This is a genomic window from Vogesella sp. XCS3 (genome assembly GCF_020616155.1).
Lineage (GTDB): Bacteria > Pseudomonadota > Gammaproteobacteria > Burkholderiales > Chromobacteriaceae > Vogesella.
The window spans coordinates 3304033-3324595 of sequence record NZ_CP085530.1; the positions used below are offsets into that span (position 1 = coordinate 3304033).

The window sequence follows — 20563 nt, forward strand, 5'->3', positions numbered from 1 at the left end:
ACTGTTAACCGAGTGCATCATGCAAGACCTGAAACAGCAGGCGCAGCTGGCGCTGTCGCTGATGGACCTGACATCGCTCAATGACGACGACAGCGTGGCCACCATAGACGCACTGTGCGCCAAGGCGCGCAGCGACGCGGGGCAGGTAGCCGCCGTGTGCGTTTACCCGCGCTTTGTGCCGCACGCGCGCCGTGCGCTGGCGCGTGCCGGTGCCAACGGCGTACGCATTGCCACCGTGACCAATTTTCCGCACGGTGATGACGACGTGGCGATTGCCGTGGCCGAGACCCGCGCTGCCATCGCCTACGGTGCCGACGAAGTGGACGTGGTGTTTCCGTGGCGCGCACTGCAAGCCGGCAACGCCGAGCTTGGCCGCGAGCTGGTGTCGGCGTGCAAGGCGGCCTGTGGCGACAAACTGCTGAAGGTGATTATCGAAAGCGGCGAGCTGGCCACGCCAGCGCTGATCCGCCAGGCAAGCGACATTGCGCTGGCCGCGGGGGCGGACTTTCTGAAAACCTCCACCGGTAAGGTGGCCGTTAACGCCACGCTGGAGGCCGCCGCCATCATGCTGCAGGCCATCCGCGATAGCGGCCGGATTTGTGGCTTCAAGGCGGCCGGTGGCGTGCGCACGGCCGACGATGCTGCGCTCTACCTGCAGCAGGCGGCGCATATCATGGGCGAAGCGTGGCTGACGCCAGCCAACTTCCGCTTTGGTGCCTCTGGCTTGCTGGCCAACCTGCAAGCAGTAGTGCAGGACGGGGCGGTGACGCAGCATAGCGGCTACTAAGCGGCGCCAAGGGTGGTTTGTGCGCCCGGCAAGGTTGGCCGCAGCGATGCGGCCAACCTTTTTTATGGATGACTAGCTGGTCTGGCGGGCACTGTCCTTGCCGCCGCCAGCGTGCTAAAAACACAGATAAAGCGCAGCGTGTACTGCGCGCCCAACACGACGAGGCAATACCATGACAAACCGACGCGCCATCATTCTGGTACTGGATTCCCTGGGCATCGGCGCCAGTGCCGACGCCGATAAATTTGGCGATGTAGGCAGCAATACCCTGGGCAGTATCGCCCGTGCCGCCGCCAGCGGTGCGGCCAACGTTGGCCGCAGCGGTCCGCTGCAGCTGCCCAATCTGTCACGCCTGGGCTTGGGTCACGCCTGTGAACTGTCATCCGGCTACTTCCCCGAGGGCATGGACCCGGCAGCGCCGGTAGCGGCCTACGGTTACGCCCGCGAGCTGTCCAGCGGCAAGGACACGCCGTCCGGCCACTGGGAAATCGCCGGTGTGCCGGTGCTGTTCGACTGGGGATACTTCCACGACAAGCAAAACAGCTTCCCGCCGGCGCTGCTGGACGAGCTGGTGGCCAAGGCCGGCCTGCCGGGCTACCTGGGCAACTGCCACGCCAGCGGCACCGAGATCCTCGACCGCCTGGGCGAAGAGCACATGGCCAGCGGCAAGCCCATTTTCTACACCTCGGCGGATTCGGTGTTCCAGATTGCCTGCCACGAGGAAACCTACGGCCTGGAGCGCCTGTACGAGCTGTGCCGCATCACGCGCGAGGCGCTGGCGCCGTACAATATCGGCCGCGTGATTGCGCGCCCGTTTGTCGGCAGTGGCAAGGGCCAGTTCAGCCGCACCGGCAACCGCAAAGACCTGGCGGTAGAGCCGCCAGCCCCCACCGTACTGCAAAAACTGGCAGAGGCGGGCGGGCAGGTGGTGTCGGTGGGCAAGATCGCCGATATCTACGCCCACGTCGGTATTACGCAAAAGTACAAGGCTACCGGCCTGGACGAGCTGTGGGATACCACGCTGGCGGCGCTGAAGACCACGCCTGGCCACAGCATCATCTTTACCAATTTTGTCGATTTCGATTCCAGCTACGGCCACCGTCGTGATGTGGCCGGCTACGCCCGTGCGCTGGAGCAGTTCGACGCACGCCTGCCCGAGCTGCTGGCCGCCATGGGCGACGACGATATCGTGATCCTTACCGCCGACCACGGCTGCGACCCCACCTGGCCAGGTAGCGACCATACCCGAGAGCACATTCCGGTGCTGTGCTACGGCAAGCAGGTAGCGCCTGGCAGCCTGGGCGAGCGCGCCACCTTTGCCGATATCGGCCAGAGCGTGGCCAGCTGGCTGGGCGTGCCGGCCATGGCGTACGGCACGTCATTTCTGGGCTAGGGCCTGAAAGGTACTTTGCCGGTGGCAGGGGGCGCATGGCACCCGTCGCCGGCCTGTTTTTGACTGCGGCCAACATACACGTACAGGAGCGGACGTGTTGGCGCATACCATCTCCGACGGCGGGCAGAGCACCCTCCGGCCTGTGGCTCCCGTGTATCAGCCGGCCGTCGCGATCAAAACAAGGAGATAAAACATGGCTACACCGCATATTGGCGCCGAACTGGGCGATTTTGCCGACACCGTACTGATGCCGGGTGACCCGCTGCGTGCCAAGCTGATTGCCGAAACCTACCTGGACGATGCCGTACAGGTTACCAGCGTGCGCAATGTGTTCGGCTACACCGGCACCTACAAGGGCAAGCGCCTGTCGGTGATGGCGCACGGCATGGGTATTCCGTCGGCCAGCATCTACACCACCGAGCTGATCAAGGACTTTGGCGTGAAAACCATCATCCGCATCGGCTCTTGCGGCTCGGTAGACGCGGCACGGCTGGGCCTGCGCGATATCGTCATCGCGATGGGCGCCTGCACCGACAGCAAGATCAACCGCATGCGTTTCCTGGATCACGATTACGCCGCCATTGCCGACTTCGAGGTGCTGCGCACGGCGGTAGAAACCGCAGCCCAGCTGGGCAAGAAGGTGCAGGTGGGTAATGTGTTTTCGGCCGACCTGTTCTACGGCGTGCAGCCGCAGCTGCTGGACACGCTCAAGAGCATGAATGTGAACGCGGTGGAAATGGAAATAGCCGGCATCTACGGCGTTGCCGCGCAATACGGCGCGCGCGCGCTGGGCATTGTGACGGTATCGGACGTGATTCCTACCGGCGAGGCCATGGACGCCGAGGCGCGCCAGACTACCTTCCGCGACATGATGGAAATCGCACTGGAAACGGCGCTCAAGCTGTAATGCCAGCCTGCTACAGCTGCTTTGCAAAGGGTTTGTAGCGTGCGGTAAACATTTTTTGGTGCAATGCACAAAATTGCCTTGCAAAGTGTCTAGCGCAATTCCATAATCAAGACACATCAGGACGTTGCGTGAAAGTGTGCGTTTTGGTGTTGTCTCCTCCATCCTCCTTCTATAGGTGGAACTTGGCGCAATCAGGCAAGCCCGATTGCGCTCTTTTTTTGCCTTTTTGCCCAATGTGTACCGAAAACGGTTTCTCTTTGCCCGACAAGGCCTTGAATCGTGACTTAGGTTTGACAGCAGGGTATCTCTGTAATAGAATCCGGAACTTTCAAGAATTACGATGGAAGAGTTCCATGAAGACCTTTTCTGCCAAGCCGCATGAGGTAAAGCGCGAGTGGTTCGTGGTCGACGCCGAAGATAAGGTGTTGGGCCGTCTCGCTGCTGAAATCGCTCGTCGTCTGCGCGGCAAGCATAAGCCGGAGTTCACTCCGCACGTTGATACCGGTGATTACATTGTTGTCGTTAACGCAGAGAAACTGCGCGTTACCGGTAACAAAGCACTGGATAAGAAGTACTACCGTCACTCCGGCTACCCAGGTGGTATCTACGAGCGCAACTTCACCGAACTGCAAAACCAGTTCCCGGAGCGCGTTCTGGAAAAAGCCGTTAAAGGTATGCTGCCGAAGGGTCCGCTGGGTTACGCCATGATCAAGAAGCTCAAGGTATACGCCGGCACCGAGCACCCGCACACTGCGCAACAGCCAAAAGTGCTGGAAATCTGATTTCTGAGGCAAGTATAGATGAACGGTAAATACTACTACGGTACCGGCCGTCGCAAGAGCTCCGTAGCTCGTGTGTTCATGCAAAAAGGCTCCGGCCAGATCATCGTTAACGGCAAACCAGTTGACCAGTATTTCGCTCGCGAAACCGGTCGCATGGTTATCCGTCAACCACTGCAAATCACCGAGCACCTGGAGTCTTTCGACATCATGGTTAACGTGAACGGCGGCGGTGAAACCGGCCAAGCTGGTGCAATCCGTCACGGCATCACCCGTGCCCTGATCGACTTCAGCGCTGAGCTGAAACCTACTCTGTCCCACGCCGGCTTCGTTACTCGCGATGCCCGTGAAGTGGAACGTAAAAAAGTGGGTCTGCGCAAAGCACGTCGTCGCAAGCAGTTCTCCAAGCGTTAATTTGCTTGTTGCGAGACAAAAAAAGCCACCGTTCGCGGTGGCTTTTTTCTTTTGGCGCGGGTGTTATCTGCCAAGGTTGGCCGCAATACTGGCCGCCCGGCGTAGCCTGGAAAGGCCTGCTTGGCAACAGCTGACCCGAGTTGTTTTCCTTGTTGCATTGCACTGCCGCACTCCTTACCATGTCGCCTTTGCGACATTTTTTTATATCCAAAGGAGCCTGGCATGATCAAGGTGGGCATTGTCGGCGGTACCGGTTACACCGGTGTCGAGCTGTTGCGTTTGTTGGCCAACCATCCGGGTGCCGAAGTCGTGGCGGTCACGTCGCGCAAGGAAGCCGGCATGAAGGTGGCCGAGATGTTCCCCAGCCTGCGCGGCCGTGTGGATGTGGCGTTCAGTACGCCCGACGAAACCGATCTGAAGGCGTGCGACGTAGTGTTCTTTGCCACCCCGCACGGCGTGGCCATGGCCCAGGCGCGCGAGCTCTTGGAGGCTGGCGTGAAGGTGATCGACCTGGCGGCAGACTTCCGCCTGAAAGACCCGGCCGTGTTTGCCAAGTGGTACGCCATGGAACACAGCTGTACCGACCTGCTGGCCGAGGCCGTTTACGGCCTGCCCGAGGTGAATCGCGAAGCCATCCAGCAGGCGCGCCTGATCGGCATGGCCGGTTGCTATCCGACCTCGGTACAGCTGGGCCTGCTGCCGCTGCTGGAAGGCGGCAAACAGTACATCGAAACCGATACCCTGATCGCCGACTGCAAGTCCGGCGTGTCCGGTGCCGGGCGCAAGGCCGAGGTGGGCACCCTGTTTGCTGAAGCGGGTGACAATTTCAAGGCCTACGGCGTGAAAGGCCACCGCCACAGCCCGGAAATCGAGCAGGGCCTGTCGGCTATCCATGGTGCGCCGGTCAAGCTGACCTTTGTACCGCACCTGACGCCGATGATCCGCGGTATTCATTCCACCATCTACGCGCGCCTGAAACCGGAAGGCCGCGAGGTGGACTTCCAGCAGCTGTTCGAGCAGCGCTTTGCCAGCGAGCCGTTCGTGGATGTGCTGCCGACTGGCAGCTGCCCGGAAACCCGCTCGGTACGTGGTGCCAACACCGCCCGTATCGCCGTGCACCGCCCGGGCAATGGCGACTTGCTGGTGATTCTGGTGGTAGAAGATAATCTGGTCAAAGGCGCATCCGGCCAGGCAGTACAGGTGATGAACCTGATGTTCGGCCAGCCGGAAAATGCCGGCCTGGATATCGTGCCGCTGATGCCCTGATGTTGAAAACTCGCCAGCCGGCCCAATATCCTACTAAAATAGTAGGATGAAGGGCCGCTGGCGCGGCCCGTCCTTGTACCGAAAGGCTTGTGAGATGACTGCTGCTACCGAAACCCCGTCCCCGATCAACTTTACCGACAGCGCTTGCGACAAGGTGCGTGACCTGGTGGCCGAAGAAGGCAACCCGGACCTGAAACTGCGCGTTTTCGTTACCGGCGGCGGCTGCTCCGGCTTCCAGTACGGTTTTACATTTGACGAAATCGCGAATGAAGACGATACCGCTATTGAGCGTGCTGGCGTAACCTTCCTGGTAGACCCGATGAGCTACCAGTATCTGGTAGGTGCAGAGATCGACTACCAGGAAAGCCTGGAAGGTTCCCAGTTTGTGATTCGCAACCCGAATGCACAAACCACTTGTGGTTGCGGCTCGTCCTTTTCGGTGTAAACCCGAGCGTTGCCTCATGCACAAACCCGGGTTTTACCCGGGTTTTGCTTTTGCGGAGAAACATCATGCATAACAAGATTCCGCCCATCATTTTGCCCAAGGTGGAGTTCACCCGCGAGTTTGCGTTCAGTGAACAGGATTTCGAACGTGTACGGCAGCTGATTTACAAGGAAGCGGGCATCTCGCTGAACCCCACCAAGAAAGACATGGTGTACGGCCGCCTGGTACGCCGTATCCGCGAGCTGAAGCTGGATGGTTTTGCCGCCTACGTCGACTTTTTGCAAAGTGCGGGGGGCAAGCGCGAATTTGAGCTGTTTGTGAACGCGCTCACCACCAACCTGACGTTCTTCTTCCGCGAAGAACACCATTTCCACATGCTGGGCGACTACCTGAAGACGCTGCCGGCCGGGCAGGAAATCAGCATCTGGTGCGCGGCGTCGTCTACCGGTGAAGAGCCGTACTCCATCGCCATGACGGCGCTGGAAGCGCTGGGCGGGCGTGGCAATATCAATATTCTGGCTACCGACCTAGATACCAGCGTGCTGGAGGTTGGCCGCAAGGGCATTTACAGCGCCGACAAGATTACCAAGCTGCCGGCCGGTTACGCCGCGCGCTACTTTGACAAGCTGCCGGATGGCAACTATCAGGCCAAGGCGCAGCTGCGCAGCATGATTACTTTCAGCCAGCTGAATCTGGTGCATAACAACTGGCCGATGCGCAAACAGTTCGATGCGCTGTTCTGCCGCAATGTGATGATTTACTTTGATCGCGATACGCAGTTTGCGGTGCTCAAGAAGTTTCACCCGCTGATCAAGCCGCACGGCCTGCTGTTTGTCGGCCACTCGGAAAACTTCTATTTCGCCTCGGACTATTTTGCCCTGCGCGGCAAGACGGTATACGAGCTGGCACGCCGCAAACCTTGACGTTTACGGCAGCTTGGCATGCTGCCTGCATCGCTTTACCATGCTTGCCGGCGAGGCCCCTTGTGGGCCTTTTTTCTTGTGTGCCAAGGGGGTGAGATGAAGGTTGCCATACTGGGTGCCGGCATTATCGGTATTTCTACGGCGTGGTTTTTACGCCAGGCAGGGCATGAGGTCGTGGTGGTAGACCGTGCCAGCGGCCCGGCCCGCGAGACCAGCTTTGCCAATGGCGGGCAGATTTCGGTGAGCCAGTCCGAGCCGTGGGCGCACCCGTCTACCCCGTGGCGCGTGCTGCGCTGGATGCTGCGTGAAGATGCGCCCTTGTGGTTCCGCCCGCATCTGGACCCGGCGCAGTGGCGCTGGTCGCTGCAGTTCTTGCGCGAATGCCTGCCAGGGCGCCATGGGGCCAACCTGCGCCATATGGTGGCGCTGGGGCGTTACAGCCAGCAGACCTTCGCCCAGCTGCGCCAGCAGCTGCCGTTACAGTATGCGCACCGCCAGCAAGGCATTCTGGCGCTACTATTCCAGCGCCAGGAGGTTGAGCACGCGCTGACCGCCTGCAAACTGCTGGCGGCCGAGGGCGTGACGCGCCGCGTGGTGTCGGTAGACGACGCCGTGGCCCGTGAGCCGGCGCTGGCGGCCATTGCCCCGCAGCTGTTGGCCGCTACCTGGTGCGAAAGCGACGAGTCGGGCGACGTACACCAGTTCACCTGCCAGCTGGCGGCGGCTTGTGCCGACGCGGGCGTGCAGTTTGCCTGGCACACCCGCATCAATGCGCTGCAGCCGCAGGGTGGGCGCATTGCCGGGGTGTCGGTTACCGGCGCGGATGGCCGCTTTGATACGCTGCAGGCCGACGCCTACGTGCTGGCGCTGGGCAGCCATAGCCCGCTATTGCTGGCGCAGCTGGGCCACCACATTGCGGTGTACCCGGCCAAGGGCTATTCGGCGACCTTGCCGCTGGCCAATGCCGCGCTGGCACCGCAGGTCAGCATTACCGACGAGTCGCACAAGCTGGTGTTCTCGCGCCTGGGTGACACGCTGCGGGTGGCCGGCACGGCCGAGCTGTCCGGCTACAGCAGCCACCTGAACCCCGTGCGCTGTGCTGCGCTGGTACGCCGCACGCAGCAGCTGTTCCCCGCCGCCTGCGACTGGGATGCCGCGCAGTTCTGGACCGGCCTGCGCCCGGCTTCGCCCGGCAACGTACCGTTGATTGGCCGCTATCGTTACAGCAATTTGTGGCTCAATACCGGCCACGGTACCCTGGGCTGGACCGAGGGGCCGGGCTCTGGCCGTGCGCTGGCCGGGTTGATGAGCGGGCAGGCGCCGCAGATCGCGTTTCCGTTTTTGCACGGCTAGTACGTAGCGCGGCCTGGCCATGCCGGTTTTATTGATGTGGGGCAGGGTTGGCCGCGTACGGCGTGCTACCATGCAGCCCTTGTTTTGCAGGAAACCATCATGCAGGAAATGACCCCTTACGAGCTGCTGGGTGGCGCTGGCGTGGTGCGCTGGCTGACTGACCGCTTCTACGACATCATGGATACCGACCCGTCGGTGAAAAGCCTGCGCGATATGCACCCGGCCGACCTGGCCGGCTCGCGCGAGAAGCTGTACATGTTCCTGTCCGGCTGGCTGGGTGGCCCGCCGCTGTTCATGGATACCTTTGGCCACCCGCGCTTGCGCATGCGCCATATGCCGTTTGCCGTGGATAGCGTAGCGCGCGACCAGTGGATGCAGTGCATGACGCAGGCGGTGAACGAGCTGGTGTGCGAAGACTGGCTGAAAACCAGGCTGATCGAGGCGTTTTACAATACTGCCGATTTCATGCGTAACCGCGACGACGCCTGAGCCGGCCCGGGCGCGGTAAGCGATACGACAATGCGGCCAACCTTGGCGAAAAGGTTGGCCGCATTGCTTTGTCTGGTAGCTGGCTTAGTGCGAGCGGTGGCCGCGCTCTATCATCACGCCCACGTGTTTGACGTCGGGCAGGATGTTCAGCTTGGTGACGGCGACACGAACCCAAGGTGCGCCGAATTCGTCGCGCACAATGCTGGCGATGTGTTCGGCCAGCGCTTCGATCAGCAAAAAGTGCTGCGCAGCCAGCGAGGCTCGCACGCGCTCGACCACCTCGCCGTAGTGAATGGTGTCGCCAATATCATCGCTATGGCAGGCCACTTCGCTGGGGATGCCGTACTCGATATCCAGCAGCACCGTCTGGGGCGCGGTACGCTCCCAGTCGTATACGCCGATGACCGTGTCGGCGCGCACTTCGCGCAAAAAGATAATGTCCATCGTTGCGGGCTTTGGGTTTAGTGCCCGATACCGTAAAATGCCAAGCCTTGCATTCTAGTGGATAAGCCATGACCACAACAGCGTTTGCCTTTATTTTGGGTGCCTATCTGATTGGCTCCCTGTCTTTTGCCGTGATCGTGACCAAGCTGATGGGCATGGCCGATCCGCGTACCTACGGCTCCAAAAACCCCGGCGCCACCAATGTACTGCGTTCCGGCAAAAAGCTGGCCGCTGCACTGACCCTGCTGGGTGATGGCCTAAAAGGCTGGGTGGCGGTGCTGCTGGTTCAGCAGTTCGGCCCGGCCTACGGCCTGGGCGAGCAGGCCGTGGCCATGGCGGGCCTGGCGGTGCTGGCCGGCCATATGTGGCCGGTATTCTTCGGCTTCAAGGGTGGCAAGGGTGTGGCTACCGCGGTAGGCGTGCTGGCCGCGTTCAATGGCTGGCTGGCCTTGGCCGCACTGGCTACCTGGCTGTTCATGGCGTTTGTGGTGAAGATTTCTTCGCTGTCTGCCATTGTGGCCTGTGTGCTGGTGCCGGTTTATGCGTTCTTTATTGTCGGACCGCAAAGTGTGTACTGGGGCACCAGCATTATCATCGCGATTCTGGTGGTACATCGCCACAAATCGAACCTGATAAACCTGTTGACCGGCCAGGAAGACAAGATTGGCCAAGCCGAGCCGGGAGACAAAAAACAGCCCTGAGCCATGACCGTTCGCCCGATACTGCCCCTGAGTGACCCCAGCCTGCGCCGCCAGGCCCTGCCGGTAAACGATGTCCAAGCGGTGCAGTATCTGGTGGATGACCTGCTGGATACGCTGTACGCCACCCGCAACGGGGTAGGTATGGCGGCCAACCAGATTGGCGAAACATTCGCCGTGGCGGTGGTGGATGTCAGCGACGGGCGCAACGCCCCGCTGGTGATGATCAACCCGCGTATCGTGGCGCAGCGCGGCCGGGTACGCGGCAAGGAAGGCTGCCTCAGTGTGCCGGGCTACCGCGCCAGCATCGCCCGCGCCGAAGTCATCGAGCTGGCTGCGTTGGACCGCTGCGGCCAACCTTTTAGCCTGACGGCCTGCGATTTCCAGGCGGCGGCCATCCAGCACGAGCTGGACCACCTGGCCGGCCGCGTGTTTGTCGACCATCTGCCACGCTGGCGCCAGCGCTGGGTGTACTGGCGCCACCCGCAGTGGCTGCGGGTGATCTCGCCAGTTTGACGTGGCAATCACGTAAAAACCGGCCTGGTAGCTAATGCCAGTCAGTTAACGCTGACTGGCATGGGGTTTGTTTCGTTGACCAGCGCTAGTGTGTCCGCTACGCGGACGATATTTGGATGCCGGTTCCGCCCGGCAGACGGAAAAGGGGGCGGATTGCCGCCCCCTTTTCTATCGCTGAGCAAATCAAAGATTTGCACGCAGACCCCGCAACCCGGGGCTGCTCGAAACCCCGGCCAAAATGGCACGCCCCAGGCGCCGCCGAACTCGCCGCGTGCTAACGTCACGCGGCTCAAACAAATCGGCGTCTTAAAACCTGGGGCGCACCACTTTGGCCGGCTCGCGCCAACGGGATGAGGCGCTTCACTCACGCTCGCCCACTTGATTGCCAAGCATATTCGCCTAACTGACTGGCATTAGGCCTGGTGGCCGGTTTTTCCATGTCAATGGGGCAGGGCTAGCCGTCCGACAGCACCTTTACATGCGCCGCCACGCTGCGCGCCAGCGAAGACAGGTCGTATCCCCCCTCCAGCGCCGACACGATGCGGCCTTCGCAGCATTCTGCCGCCACGATCATCAACTGGCGTGTTACCCATTCGTAGTCGGCTTCTACCAAGCCCAGCGAACCCATATCGTCTTCGCGGTGGGCATCAAAACCAGCCGAGATGAAAATCATCTGCGGCTGGAACTCGCGCAGCTGCGGCAGCCACAAATACTCCACCGCCTCGCGGAACTCGCGGCTGCCGCTACCGGCCTTCATCGGTACATGGTGCATATTGCTGCCCATGGGGTTGTCGCCGCTGTAGGGGTAGAACGGGTGCTGGAAGATGGACACCATCATCACGCGCGGGTCATCGTGAAAGATTTCTTCGGTGCCGTTGCCGTGGTGTACGTCAAAGTCGATGATGGCCACGCGTTCCAGCCGGTATTGCGACAGGGCGTGGGCAATGCCTACCGCGATATTATTGAAAAAGCAGAAGCCCATCGCCTTGTTGCTTTCGGCGTGGTGGCCGGGCGGGCGTATGGCGCAGAAAGCATTGGGCGCCTCTTTGTTCATCACCATGTCTACCGCTTTGACTACCGCACCGGCCGCGCGCTGCGCTGCGGGCAGGGTGCCGGGGTTCATGGCGGTATCCGGGTCGACGCGGAAGGTACCGACCGATGGCGCGCACGCTTCGATGTACTCTACGTAGTGTGGCGGATGCACTCGGGCCAGCTGCTGTTCGCTGACCTGTGGCGCATCGACCTCCTGCAGGCTGTCGAAGATTTGCGACGCCATCAGTTGGTCTTTGATGGCAACCAGCCGTTCCGGGCATTCCGGGTGGCCTACCCCCATATTGTGCTGCAGGCAGTCGCTATGGGTGATGTAGGCGGTGAGCCCGCCGCCGGTAATATGAGATTTCAACCAGTTAAGCACAAGCGTTTCCTTATTGCTTTGCCGAGGCAAAAGGGATATATGATTTTTTAATAAATAGTGCGCGTAAGCAGGCCCGAATGCAATCCATCACCTTTGCGTATCGTCAACTTAATGCCTTGATATTGGGGAAACCACAGCAAACCCGGCTGGCGCTGGCGTGTTTGCTGGCCGGTGGCCACCTGCTGATCGAGGATGTGCCCGGCGTGGGCAAAACAACCCTGGCACATAGCCTGGCTGCCGTACTGGGGCTGGACTACCGCCGCGTGCAGTTCACCAGTGACTTGCTGCCGGCCGATGTGCTGGGCGGCAGTGTGTTTTTGCCGGGGGAAGGGCGCTTCGAGTTCCGCCCCGGGCCGGTGTTTTCGCAGCTGCTGCTCGCTGATGAAATCAACCGTGCCTCGCCCAAGGTACAGTCTGCGCTGCTGGAGGCGATGGAAGAGCACCAGGTGTCCGCCGATGGTGCAACGCATGCGCTGCCCGAGCCCTTCTTTGTGATTGCCACGCAGAACCCTGACGGCCAGCGCGGTACCTTCCCGCTGCCAGAGTCACAGCTGGACCGCTTCCTGATGCGCATCTCGCTGGGCTACCCGCCAGCCGATGCCGAGCTGAAGCTGCTGCAAGGTGGCGACCGCCGCCAGGTCATGCACAAGCTGACCGCAGCACTGAGTGCGGCAGACTTGCTACAGCTGCAGCAACAGGCGGCTAGCCTGCATGTGTCGCCGGCTTTGGCCGGCTATGTGCTGGCGCTGCTGCAGGCCACGCGCCAGCCCGAGCTGTTTTTGCACGGGCTGAGCCCGCGCGCCGGCCTGGCCTTGTTGGCCGCAGCGCGCGCTTGGGCGCTGCTGGATGGCCGCGACCATGTGCTGCCGGAAGACATCAAGGCCGTGTTTGTGCCGGTGGCCGCGCACCGGCTGACACCGCGCCTGCCGGGTAGCGATAGCAGCGCGCTGCTGCTGCGGATACTGGGCAATGTGGCGCTGGCGTAAGGCGTTACAGCAGTGGGTGCTGCGCCACACCCCGCGTGAGGCGCAGACACGGCTGACGCAGCGGCGCATCTATCTGCTGCCTACGCGCTTTGGCAGCATGATGCTGCTGGTGGCGCTGGCCGTGTGGATAGGCGCGCTGAACTACGCGGTGAGCCTGGCCTACGTGCTGTCGTTCTGGATCGTGGCATTGATGCTGTTGTCGGTATTGCTGGCCTACCGCCAGCTGGCCGGCTTGCAGCTGCAGGCGCGTGCCGCGGCCAACGTGTTTGCCGGGGACGAGGCGCGTTTTCTGTTGCAGCTGCAATGGCCCGATACCCAGCCACGGCGTTTGCGCGTGCGCTGGTATGAGTCAGACACCGTGCTGGCAGAATGCACCACGCCCGGCGACTATGCCTTGCCGCTGGCGGCGCCTTATCGCGGGCAGCTGGCCATGCCGGTGCTGCGCTTATGGTCCGAGGCGCCATTGGGCCTGGTGCGGGCGTTTTGTCATGTACGTTTGCAGGCGGCGCTGTGGGTATATCCGCAGCCACTGGCCGACCCGCGCGAGCTGGCCTGGCACGGTGGCGATGGCGAGTCGGCAGCCATCGAAGCCGGTGGCGACGACTTTGCCGGGCTGGCTCCCTGGCAAGCGGGGCAAAGCCTGCGCCGCATTGCCTGGCGCGTGTACGCCCGGCGCGGCAGCCTGGCGGCACGCGAGTTTGCCAGCCCGGCCGTCGCGGGCGGGCAGCCCAGCCTGAGCTGGGACGACTATGCGGCCAACGTGCCGCCCGAACAGCGATTATCCCACTTATGCTGGCACGTGTTGCAGGCATCCCGCGCCGGTGCCGGCTTGCTGCTGCGCCTGCCGCAGGGTGAGTACTGCGTAGAGGCGGGTAACAGCGAGCCTGCCTTGCTGGCGTTGGCCCGTTTTGGAGTGCGCGATGCTGGCGGATGAGCTGAGGCTGGCCAGCTTTGCCGTGCTGGCGGCGCTGGCGCTGGTGGCGTTGCCTTTGTTCCTGCACTTGCCGGGCTGGGTACCGCTGGTGTTCGCCTTGCTATTGGCCTGGCGAGCTACGTTGGTATGGCAGCGCCGGCCTTTGCCACGCCGCCTCTGGCTGATGCTGGGCTTACTGTTGCCGGTGGCGGCACTATGGCTGAATTTGCGCACCCTGGTGGGCAGGGAGGGCGGTGTGGCCTTTTTGCTGCTGCTGGTAGGTGGCAAGGCGCTGGAAACCGCCAGCCTGCGCGACTGGCGCGTGCTGCTGGCGCTGGGCTTTTTTCTGGCGGCGACGCCACTGTTGTTTGATCAAAGCCCACTGTCAGCCATCTGGCTATTGTTATCCCTGTTTGCCCTGACCTGGGCCATGGTGCTGCTATCGGGTGAAGATGCCCGCCTGAGCCCGGCGGTGACAGCACGGGCGCTGCTGTTGTCGTTTCCGCTGATGGTGGTGCTGTTTGTGGTGATGCCGCGCCTGCCCGGCCCGCTGTGGAGCATGCCCACCGAGCAGCAGGGCGCCACCACCGGCCTGGCCGACAGCATGAGCCCTGGCGCTATCGGCAAGATGATTCCCTCGCGCGAGCCGGTGTTCACTGCCGAATTTCGCGGTAGCCAGCCACGCGTCAGCCAGCTGTACTGGCGTGTGATGGTGTTCGACCAGTTTGATGGCACGCGCTGGACGACGGCCAACCTGGCGCTGCCCCGTGGTGTGGCGCTAAGTGGTGAGGCCCAGCCGCTGCGCTACGATGTGGTAGCCGAACCCTTCCAGGGCTATCTGCCCATGCTGGAGCAGGGCGTGGAGGCGGGGGAGGGCGTGGTGCTGGGCTATCAGCAAAAGCTGCGCCGTGTCGACGCGGCCAACACCACCAGGCTGCGCTATAGCGTGCAGAGTGTGGCCAGCAGCCAGTACCGCGACGAGCTGGACGAGCGTGAGCAGGCATTCTATCTACAGCTGCCTGCCGATAACCCGCGCACCATCCAGGCAGGGCAGGCGCTGGCCGGGCGCCATCCGCTACCGGCCGCGCGCTTGCAGGCGCTGCAGCTGTGGCTGGCCGAGCAAGGCCTGCGCTACACGCTGAACCCGCCTACGCTAGCCGGCAATGTGGTGGATGGTTTCCTGTTTGATAGCCGCCAGGGCTTCTGCGAGCACTTTTCATCGGCCTTTACCGTACTGGCGCGGGCGGCAGGCTTGCCGGCACGGGTGGTGGTGGGGTTTCAGGGTGGCGAGTTCAATGCGCAGGGGCGCTTCTGGCAGATACGCTCGTCCGACGCGCATGCCTGGAGCGAGGTATGGGTAGACGGTAGCTGGCGGCGGGTGGACGCTACCGCGCTGGTGGCTCCGCAGCGGGTAGATGCCGGTATCGATAATACCCTGGGTGAGGTAGCGCCCCGCATGCCGCTGGTCGGCGGCCGCCCGCCGGGCTGGGCGCAGTGGGTTGGTCAGCAGTGGCAGCTGGCCAACTTCAGCTGGCAGCGCTGGGTAGTGGGCTACGATGCGGCCAGCCAGCAGAACCTGTTCCAGCAGCTGGGCTTGGGCGAGGTGTCTGCGGCCAACGTGGTGAAAGCCTTGCTGGGCGGCATGGCGCTGGTATTGCTGCCGCTGGCCGCCTATGTGCTCTATGGCCGCCGAGGACGGCGCAGTGTGGCGCAGCGGGTATGGCAGGCGCTGGGGCAACGTTTGCGTGGCGCCGGGCTGGCCATTACGCCGGGGGATACGGCTGCCGAGCTACAGGCCCGTGCCGCGCGGCTGGCCGAGGATGATCAGCAAGCGCTGGCTGCGCTGCTACAGCAATGGCAACGCTTGCAATACGGCCCGCAGGGCGGTGACGCTGCGGCCTGGCGGCATTTGTGGCGACAGGTGCGGGCATTTCGCCCTGCCAAGGTTGGCCGCAAACGCTAGCCGTGGCTGGCGTAGCACAATAAAAAACCGGCAGCGCAGGCTGCCGGTGGTGTGTGTGTTTGTATGTGCTCAGATCAGGTAGTCTTTGGTGACACCTTTACGGCGCAAGATGCGACGCAGGTGTTCCAGCCCCTCGATCTGGATCTGGCGTACCCGTTCGCGTGTCAGGCTCAGGGTGGCGGCCAGCTCTTCCAGTGTGCAGACTTCCTGCCCGTTCAGACCGTAGCGGCGCTCGATCACCATGCGCTGCTTGTCGGTCAGCTGGCCCAGCCAGTCGTGCACAAAGTGTTCTATTTGTGCGTTATGCAGCTGGATATCCGGCTCTTCGTGCTGCTCGTCCGGGATGGATTCGCCGATGGACAGCATCGGGTCGATATCCAGTGGTGCATCCAGCGATGCCATGCGTTCGTTCAGGTTCAGCACCTTGCGAACTTCGTCTACCGGCTTGCCTGTCAGGTGGGCAATGTCTTCCAGCGTCGGCTCGCGACCCATCTGGCTTTCCAGATGGCGTGCAGCGCGCAGGTAGACATTCAGCTCCTTGATGACGTGTACCGGCAGGCGGATGGTGCGCGACTGGTTCATGATCGCGCGTTCAATACTTTGGCGTATCCACCAGGTGGCGTAGGTGGAAAAACGGAAGCCGCGTTCCGGGTCGAACTTTTCCAGCGCGTGCATCAGGCCGATATTGCCTTCTTCAATCAGGTCCAGCAGCGCCAGGCCGCGGTTGATGTAGTGTTTGGCAATGTTTACTACTAGGCGCAGGTTGTGCTCGATCATTTTCTGTCGCGCACTGAAGTCACCCTGTACCACACGCCTGGCCAGCTCGACTTCCTGGGCCGGAGTGAGCAGGGCGTTGCTGCCGATGTCGTTCAGATAGATCTGGGTGACATCGGCAATATCCTCAAAGCCTTTGCTGGCCGCTGCTTCTTCTGCGTCTTCGGCTTCGGCACGGGGCTCGTCTTCGGCCTCTACTTCTTCGTCCAGTACTTCTTCCAGCAGATCAAGATCGTCGCTCATGATAATTCCCCCGCTTGCGTTCCTGATCAGGACTGGGTCCGGTCAGGGTCTGGTTTCCAGAAATTTGCTCGGGTCGACAGGTTTGCCTAGCTGACGGATTTCAAAGTGCAGTTTCACCTGGTCAGCATCGGTATTCCCCATTTCGGCAATCTTCTGTCCTTTCTTGACAGACTGGCCCTCTTTCACGAGTAACTGGCTGTTGTGGGCATAGGCCGACAGGAAGGTTTTGTCGTGGCGCAGGATGATGAGCTTCCCGTAACCGCGCAAACCGCTACCGCTATACACCACTTTGCCATCGGCGGCGGCATTCACCGGCTGTCCTGCCTTGCCGGCAATGTCGATACCTTTATTCTGGTCCGAAAAACCGCGAACCACGTTACCCTGGGTAGGCCAGGCCCATACCACACCGGTAGAGGCAGCTTTGGGGCTGCTGGCTTCGGCAGGGGTAACTGCCGGAGCGACGGGTGTTGCTGCTTCTACTTTGCTTACCGGTTTATCCGGCGTGTTCTTGGCGGGTGGTACGTTTACGGCAGGTTTACCGCTTCCTTCGCTCTGGGCCGGAAGGCTCTTGATGGCCTCCTCCGAGTACGGCAGCTTCAGGGCTTTCGGATAAGCCTTGCTGGCTGCCTGAGCGTCGGCACCGTTGGTCGGTGCTTTCGCTTCAACCGGCACTTGGCCTGCTGCCGGTTTGGTTTCTGCCGGCTTCACTACACTGGTAGTGCTGCTGGCGGCTGGGGCGGTTACCGCTGCACCAGTACGCGGTGCATCGGGTGGGGTCAGCCTGATTACCTGGCCAACCTTGATGGTGTAACCGTCCAAATTGTTCCATTCAGCCAGATCCTGGTAGCGCAGCCCGTTATTCACAGCAACGCGGTACAGGGTTTCACCGGCTTGAACAGTGTGAGTTGTCTGGCCCGCGACTACTCTGGCTTGCGGGGTCGTACCCAGTGCAATGGCTTGTGTACTGGCCTTGCCGGTCGTGGCCGGCGTGCTGGCTGCCGGCTTGGTGGGGGCATCGCTACGCGGTTTCTGCGTAGTGGGTGTGCCTTTCACGATTTCTGCAGCGTTTTCCTGGTGCAGCTGTGCGCAGCCTGCCATTAGCGAGACTACTGCGACGCTGCTGCCGATTAGAGCCAGTTTTTTTAACAAGATGTTTTGCATTGAGTATCGATTTTATATGTCAGCTATCTGCCTGCTGTAAATTGTCAGACAAAAATCTATAGGGGTGGGTGTTGCTTTTTTGTTTACTGCTTACCTGGCAGCAGGGGGACAAACTTGGCTGGTTCCAGCTTGGTCTGACGCATGCCCTCTGCAGTTTTCTCGTACAGCCACAGGTGTTGCTCCTGATCGCCTACCGGTAACACCAGGCGGCCGTTATCGGCCAGCTGTGCCAGTAGTGCCGGGGGAACCTGGCGTGCCGCTGCAGTAATGATGATGCCGTCAAACGGTGCTACATCCGGCAGCCCCAGGTGGCCATCGCCATGCACCAGGCGGGCATGTACCAGCTTGGCTTGGCGCAGGTTCTGTCTGGCTTTGTCCAGAATGCCGCCCAGTCGTTCAATCGAAAACACCTCGGCCCCGGTTTTTAGCAGTACGGCGGTCTGGTAGCCGCAGCCGGTGCCGATTTCCAGAATGCGGCCCGGTTTGGCGCGGCCTTCCAGCAGCTTTTCTGTCATGCGCGCCACGGTGAGCGGTTGCGAGATGGTTTGTCCCTGGCCGATAGGCAGCGATACGTCGTCGTAGGCACGGGTTGCCAGTGCCTGGTCGATGAACAGATGGCGGGGTACTTCGTACATGGCGGCCAGCACGCGTTCCTCGCTAATGCCGTTCTGGCGTAGCCGCTCGACCATGCGCATGCGCGTACGGTCGGAGAACATGCCGAAATTGCTGCCTGCAACTAGGGATTGAGCCATGTTTGTATTTCATCCAGTTGATCGCGTGCGGTCAGGTCTATCATCAGCGGCGTAATGGACACGCGCTGTTGGCGGATGGCGTGAAAATCGGTGCCGTTACCGGCGTCTTGCTCCGGGCCTACCGGCCCCACCCAGAACACAGCTTCGCCACGCGGGTTTTGTGCGCGGATGACGGGTTCGGCGTGGTGGCGGCGCCCCAGTCGGGTTACCTCGGTGCCGGCCAACTGTTCTGCAGGGATGTCCGGCACGTTGACGTTCAGCAGCATGGGGCGGCTGAAGGGCTGGGCCTGAAAGCGGCGTACCAGGTCGGTGGCAACCTGGCCTGCGGTGTCGAAGTGGCGGTTTTTGCCGGCCAGCGATACGGCGATGGCGGGTATGCCCAGCAGAAACGCTTCCGTAGCCGCTGCGACGGTACCGGAATACAGGGTGTCATCCCCCATATTAGGGCCGTGGTTGATGCCGGATACGACGATGTCCGGGCGGAAGTCCAGAAAACCGGTGACGGCAACGTGTACGCAGTCGGTTGGTGTACCGTTGACGTAGTAAAACCCGCTGGCAGCCTGCCTGACCGATAACGGACGGTCCAGCGTCAGCGAGTTGCTGGCGCCGCTGCGGTCGCGCTCGGGCGCCACGACGACCACCTCGCCCAGGGTGGAGAGGTGTGCGGCCAACGTTGCCAAGCCTGGTGCAAAATAACCGTCGTCGTTACTAATCAGAATTTTCATCGTAGCTTTCCATCAAGACTTAACGATTGTATCCGCGTATCGGCATGGCGCAAACCGCCGTGCCTGTTGCATAAACAAAAACAGCCCGCATCGGGCGGGCTGTGTGGTTTTGCATGGGCTTACTGGTAGTAGCGCTGGCTGAAGTCCAGCATACGTTCTATCGGCAGGCGCGCTGCGTCCATTTCCGCCTCGGAGAGGTAGTCGATACGGGTGCCTTCGCCTTGCTGGGCGCGCTTTACCGCTTCGATGGTATTCATCTTCATGTAAGGACAGGAGTTGCACTGGCAGCCGGCGTAGATCGGTGCCTGGCGGATGTCCAGATCCGGGCGCGCCAGGCGCATGTTGTACAGGATGCCGTCTTCGGTGGCGACAAAGATCACTTCGCTGCTGCTACCCTGGAAGGCTTTGACCCAGTTCAGCATGCCGGAGGTGGAGCCAACGTACTGGGCACGCTTGAGTACCGGTAGCGGGCTTTCCGGGTGGGCAATCAGGTGGGCCTTGCCATGGGTGGCGGTGAGGGCTTCGTTCAGCGCGGCTTCGTTGAATTTGTCGTGCACTTCGCACACGGCAGACCATAGCGGCATGTCGTAGCCGTACTGGTAGTTCAGGTAGGCGCCCATATTGCGGTCTGGCGAGAAGATGACTTTCTTACCTTCTTCATATAGATGCGCAATGATGTCGTCCACGTTGCGGCTGGTAACGATCCAGTCGGACAGCGCCTTGTGCGCGGCAGACGAGTTGATATATGACACGTGCACGTGGTCCGGGTGGCTTTCGCGCCACTGTTGCAGTGCAGCAACGTCGGTTTGTGTCACCAGCGAGCAGGTGGAGCCGGCATCCGGCAGAATCACTTCGGCCTGCGGGTTCAGGATTTTGGCGGTCTCGGCCATGAAGCGGACACCGGCAAACACGATGATGTCAGCCTTGGATTCCCGGGCAAACAGCGACAGCTCCAGGCTATCGCCGACCTTGTCGGCCATCTGCTGGATTTCTGGCTGGGTATAGTAGTGTGCAAGGGTAACGACGCGTTTGCTCATGATGACGGTTCTCCCGTGAGGGACTGGCCTTTTCCGGATCTGGGTAATCGTTTGATGCGGCACAACATTGCTGCACCGCGAAACCGCGAAGATTAGCAATATTGTGCAAGCAGCGCTACTGGCTTGATACGCTTGATGCAACTGTCAATACTATGCGTGTACCACGCAGCACGCAGGAATG

22 protein-coding genes are annotated in these 20563 nt (G+C 61.4%); 15 read left to right on the forward strand and 7 right to left on the reverse strand.

Annotated elements, in window-relative coordinates:
- Window positions 1-19: 19 nt before the first annotated feature.
- From deoC to LCH97_RS15785, 10 genes are all read left to right on the forward strand, one after another.
- A complete protein-coding gene (gene deoC, locus LCH97_RS15740) occupies window positions 20-787 on the forward strand; it encodes a deoxyribose-phosphate aldolase (protein WP_227302501.1) in 768 nt (255 codons plus the stop codon).
- Between the two features lie 172 nt (window positions 788-959).
- Entirely contained in the window at window positions 960-2180 is a 1221-nt protein-coding gene (locus tag LCH97_RS15745) for a phosphopentomutase (protein ID WP_227302502.1), read from the forward strand.
- A 193-nt stretch (window positions 2181-2373) separates the two neighbouring features.
- On the forward strand, window positions 2374-3087 hold the full coding sequence (gene deoD / locus LCH97_RS15750) for a purine-nucleoside phosphorylase (protein ID WP_227302503.1): 714 nt from the start codon (window positions 2374-2376) through the stop codon (window positions 3085-3087).
- Between the two features lie 353 nt (window positions 3088-3440).
- Window positions 3441-3869, forward strand: a complete 429-nt coding sequence (gene rplM, locus LCH97_RS15755; RefSeq protein ID WP_017509912.1) for a 50S ribosomal protein L13 — start codon at window positions 3441-3443, stop codon at window positions 3867-3869.
- An 18-nt stretch (window positions 3870-3887) separates the two neighbouring features.
- The gene (gene rpsI, locus LCH97_RS15760; protein ID WP_017509911.1) at window positions 3888-4280 is read left to right on the forward strand and encodes a 30S ribosomal protein S9; all 393 of its coding nucleotides are present in this window, start codon (window positions 3888-3890) and stop codon (window positions 4278-4280) included.
- A gap of 222 nt (window positions 4281-4502) precedes the next feature.
- Window positions 4503-5546, forward strand: a complete 1044-nt coding sequence (argC, locus tag LCH97_RS15765; RefSeq protein WP_227302504.1) for an N-acetyl-gamma-glutamyl-phosphate reductase — start codon at window positions 4503-4505, stop codon at window positions 5544-5546.
- Between the two features lie 94 nt (window positions 5547-5640).
- Window positions 5641-5991 (forward strand): iron-sulfur cluster insertion protein ErpA, encoded by a 351-nt coding sequence (erpA, locus tag LCH97_RS15770; protein ID WP_017509909.1) that lies wholly within the window; start codon window positions 5641-5643, stop codon window positions 5989-5991.
- Window positions 5992-6056: 65 nt separating this feature from the next.
- Window positions 6057-6914 carry a CheR family methyltransferase gene (locus tag LCH97_RS15775; RefSeq protein WP_227302505.1) on the forward strand — a complete coding sequence of 286 codons (858 nt, stop codon included), beginning with the start codon at window positions 6057-6059 and terminating at the stop codon, window positions 6912-6914.
- 96 nt (window positions 6915-7010) lie between these two features.
- A complete protein-coding gene (locus LCH97_RS15780) occupies window positions 7011-8267 on the forward strand; it encodes a D-amino acid dehydrogenase (RefSeq protein ID WP_227302506.1) in 1257 nt (418 codons plus the stop codon).
- Window positions 8268-8366: 99 nt separating this feature from the next.
- Window positions 8367-8756, forward strand: a complete 390-nt coding sequence (locus tag LCH97_RS15785) for a group II truncated hemoglobin (protein ID WP_227302507.1) — start codon at window positions 8367-8369, stop codon at window positions 8754-8756.
- A gap of 84 nt (window positions 8757-8840) precedes the next feature.
- Here LCH97_RS15785 and folB read toward each other — a convergent pair whose 3' ends face one another.
- A complete protein-coding gene (gene folB, locus LCH97_RS15790; protein ID WP_227302508.1) occupies window positions 8841-9200 on the reverse strand; it encodes a dihydroneopterin aldolase in 360 nt (119 codons plus the stop codon).
- 68 nt (window positions 9201-9268) lie between these two features.
- On the opposite strand from folB, the gene plsY reads away from it, so the two are divergent.
- On the forward strand, window positions 9269-9901 hold the full coding sequence (plsY, locus tag LCH97_RS15795) for a glycerol-3-phosphate 1-O-acyltransferase PlsY (protein WP_227302509.1): 633 nt from the start codon (window positions 9269-9271) through the stop codon (window positions 9899-9901).
- Between the two features lie 3 nt (window positions 9902-9904).
- Complete coding sequence (gene def / locus LCH97_RS15800; RefSeq protein ID WP_227302510.1) at window positions 9905-10414, forward strand: peptide deformylase; 510 nt, start codon at window positions 9905-9907, stop codon at window positions 10412-10414.
- 454 nt (window positions 10415-10868) lie between these two features.
- On the opposite strand, the gene LCH97_RS15805 is transcribed toward def, so the two are convergent.
- Window positions 10869-11828 (reverse strand): histone deacetylase family protein, encoded by a 960-nt coding sequence (locus LCH97_RS15805; protein ID WP_227302511.1) that lies wholly within the window; start codon window positions 11826-11828, stop codon window positions 10869-10871.
- Window positions 11829-11905: 77 nt separating this feature from the next.
- Here LCH97_RS15805 and LCH97_RS15810 point away from each other — a divergent pair, with 77 nt between their 5' ends.
- The 3 genes from LCH97_RS15810 to LCH97_RS15820 are packed head-to-tail and all read left to right on the forward strand — an operon-like array spanning window position 11906 to window position 15690.
- A complete protein-coding gene (locus tag LCH97_RS15810) occupies window positions 11906-12814 on the forward strand; it encodes a MoxR family ATPase (protein WP_227302512.1) in 909 nt (302 codons plus the stop codon).
- Complete coding sequence (locus tag LCH97_RS15815) at window positions 12798-13748, forward strand: DUF58 domain-containing protein (protein WP_227302513.1); 951 nt, start codon at window positions 12798-12800, stop codon at window positions 13746-13748. Before LCH97_RS15810 ends, LCH97_RS15815 begins: the two co-directional genes overlap by 17 nt.
- The gene (locus tag LCH97_RS15820) at window positions 13735-15690 is read left to right on the forward strand and encodes a DUF3488 and transglutaminase-like domain-containing protein (RefSeq protein ID WP_227302514.1); all 1956 of its coding nucleotides are present in this window, start codon (window positions 13735-13737) and stop codon (window positions 15688-15690) included. The genes LCH97_RS15815 and LCH97_RS15820 overlap by 14 nt, the downstream gene beginning before the upstream one ends.
- Window positions 15691-15759: 69 nt before the next feature.
- Here the strand turns inward: LCH97_RS15820 and rpoS are convergent, their stop codons facing one another.
- The 5 genes from rpoS to nadA form a co-directional block, all read right to left on the reverse strand.
- On the reverse strand, window positions 15760-16707 hold the full coding sequence (gene rpoS, locus LCH97_RS15825; RefSeq protein WP_227302515.1) for an RNA polymerase sigma factor RpoS: 948 nt from the start codon (window positions 16705-16707) through the stop codon (window positions 15760-15762).
- 42 nt (window positions 16708-16749) lie between these two features.
- On the reverse strand, window positions 16750-17868 hold the full coding sequence (locus LCH97_RS15830) for a peptidoglycan DD-metalloendopeptidase family protein (RefSeq protein WP_227302516.1): 1119 nt from the start codon (window positions 17866-17868) through the stop codon (window positions 16750-16752).
- An 83-nt stretch (window positions 17869-17951) separates the two neighbouring features.
- Entirely contained in the window at window positions 17952-18620 is a 669-nt protein-coding gene (locus LCH97_RS15835) for a protein-L-isoaspartate(D-aspartate) O-methyltransferase (RefSeq protein ID WP_227302517.1), read from the reverse strand.
- Window positions 18605-19345 (reverse strand): 5'/3'-nucleotidase SurE, encoded by a 741-nt coding sequence (gene surE, locus LCH97_RS15840; RefSeq protein ID WP_017509895.1) that lies wholly within the window; start codon window positions 19343-19345, stop codon window positions 18605-18607. Before surE ends, LCH97_RS15835 begins: the two co-directional genes overlap by 16 nt.
- 119 nt (window positions 19346-19464) lie before the next feature.
- Entirely contained in the window at window positions 19465-20382 is a 918-nt protein-coding gene (nadA, locus tag LCH97_RS15845) for a quinolinate synthase NadA (RefSeq protein WP_227302518.1), read from the reverse strand.
- Between the last annotated feature and the right edge of the window lie 181 nt (window positions 20383-20563).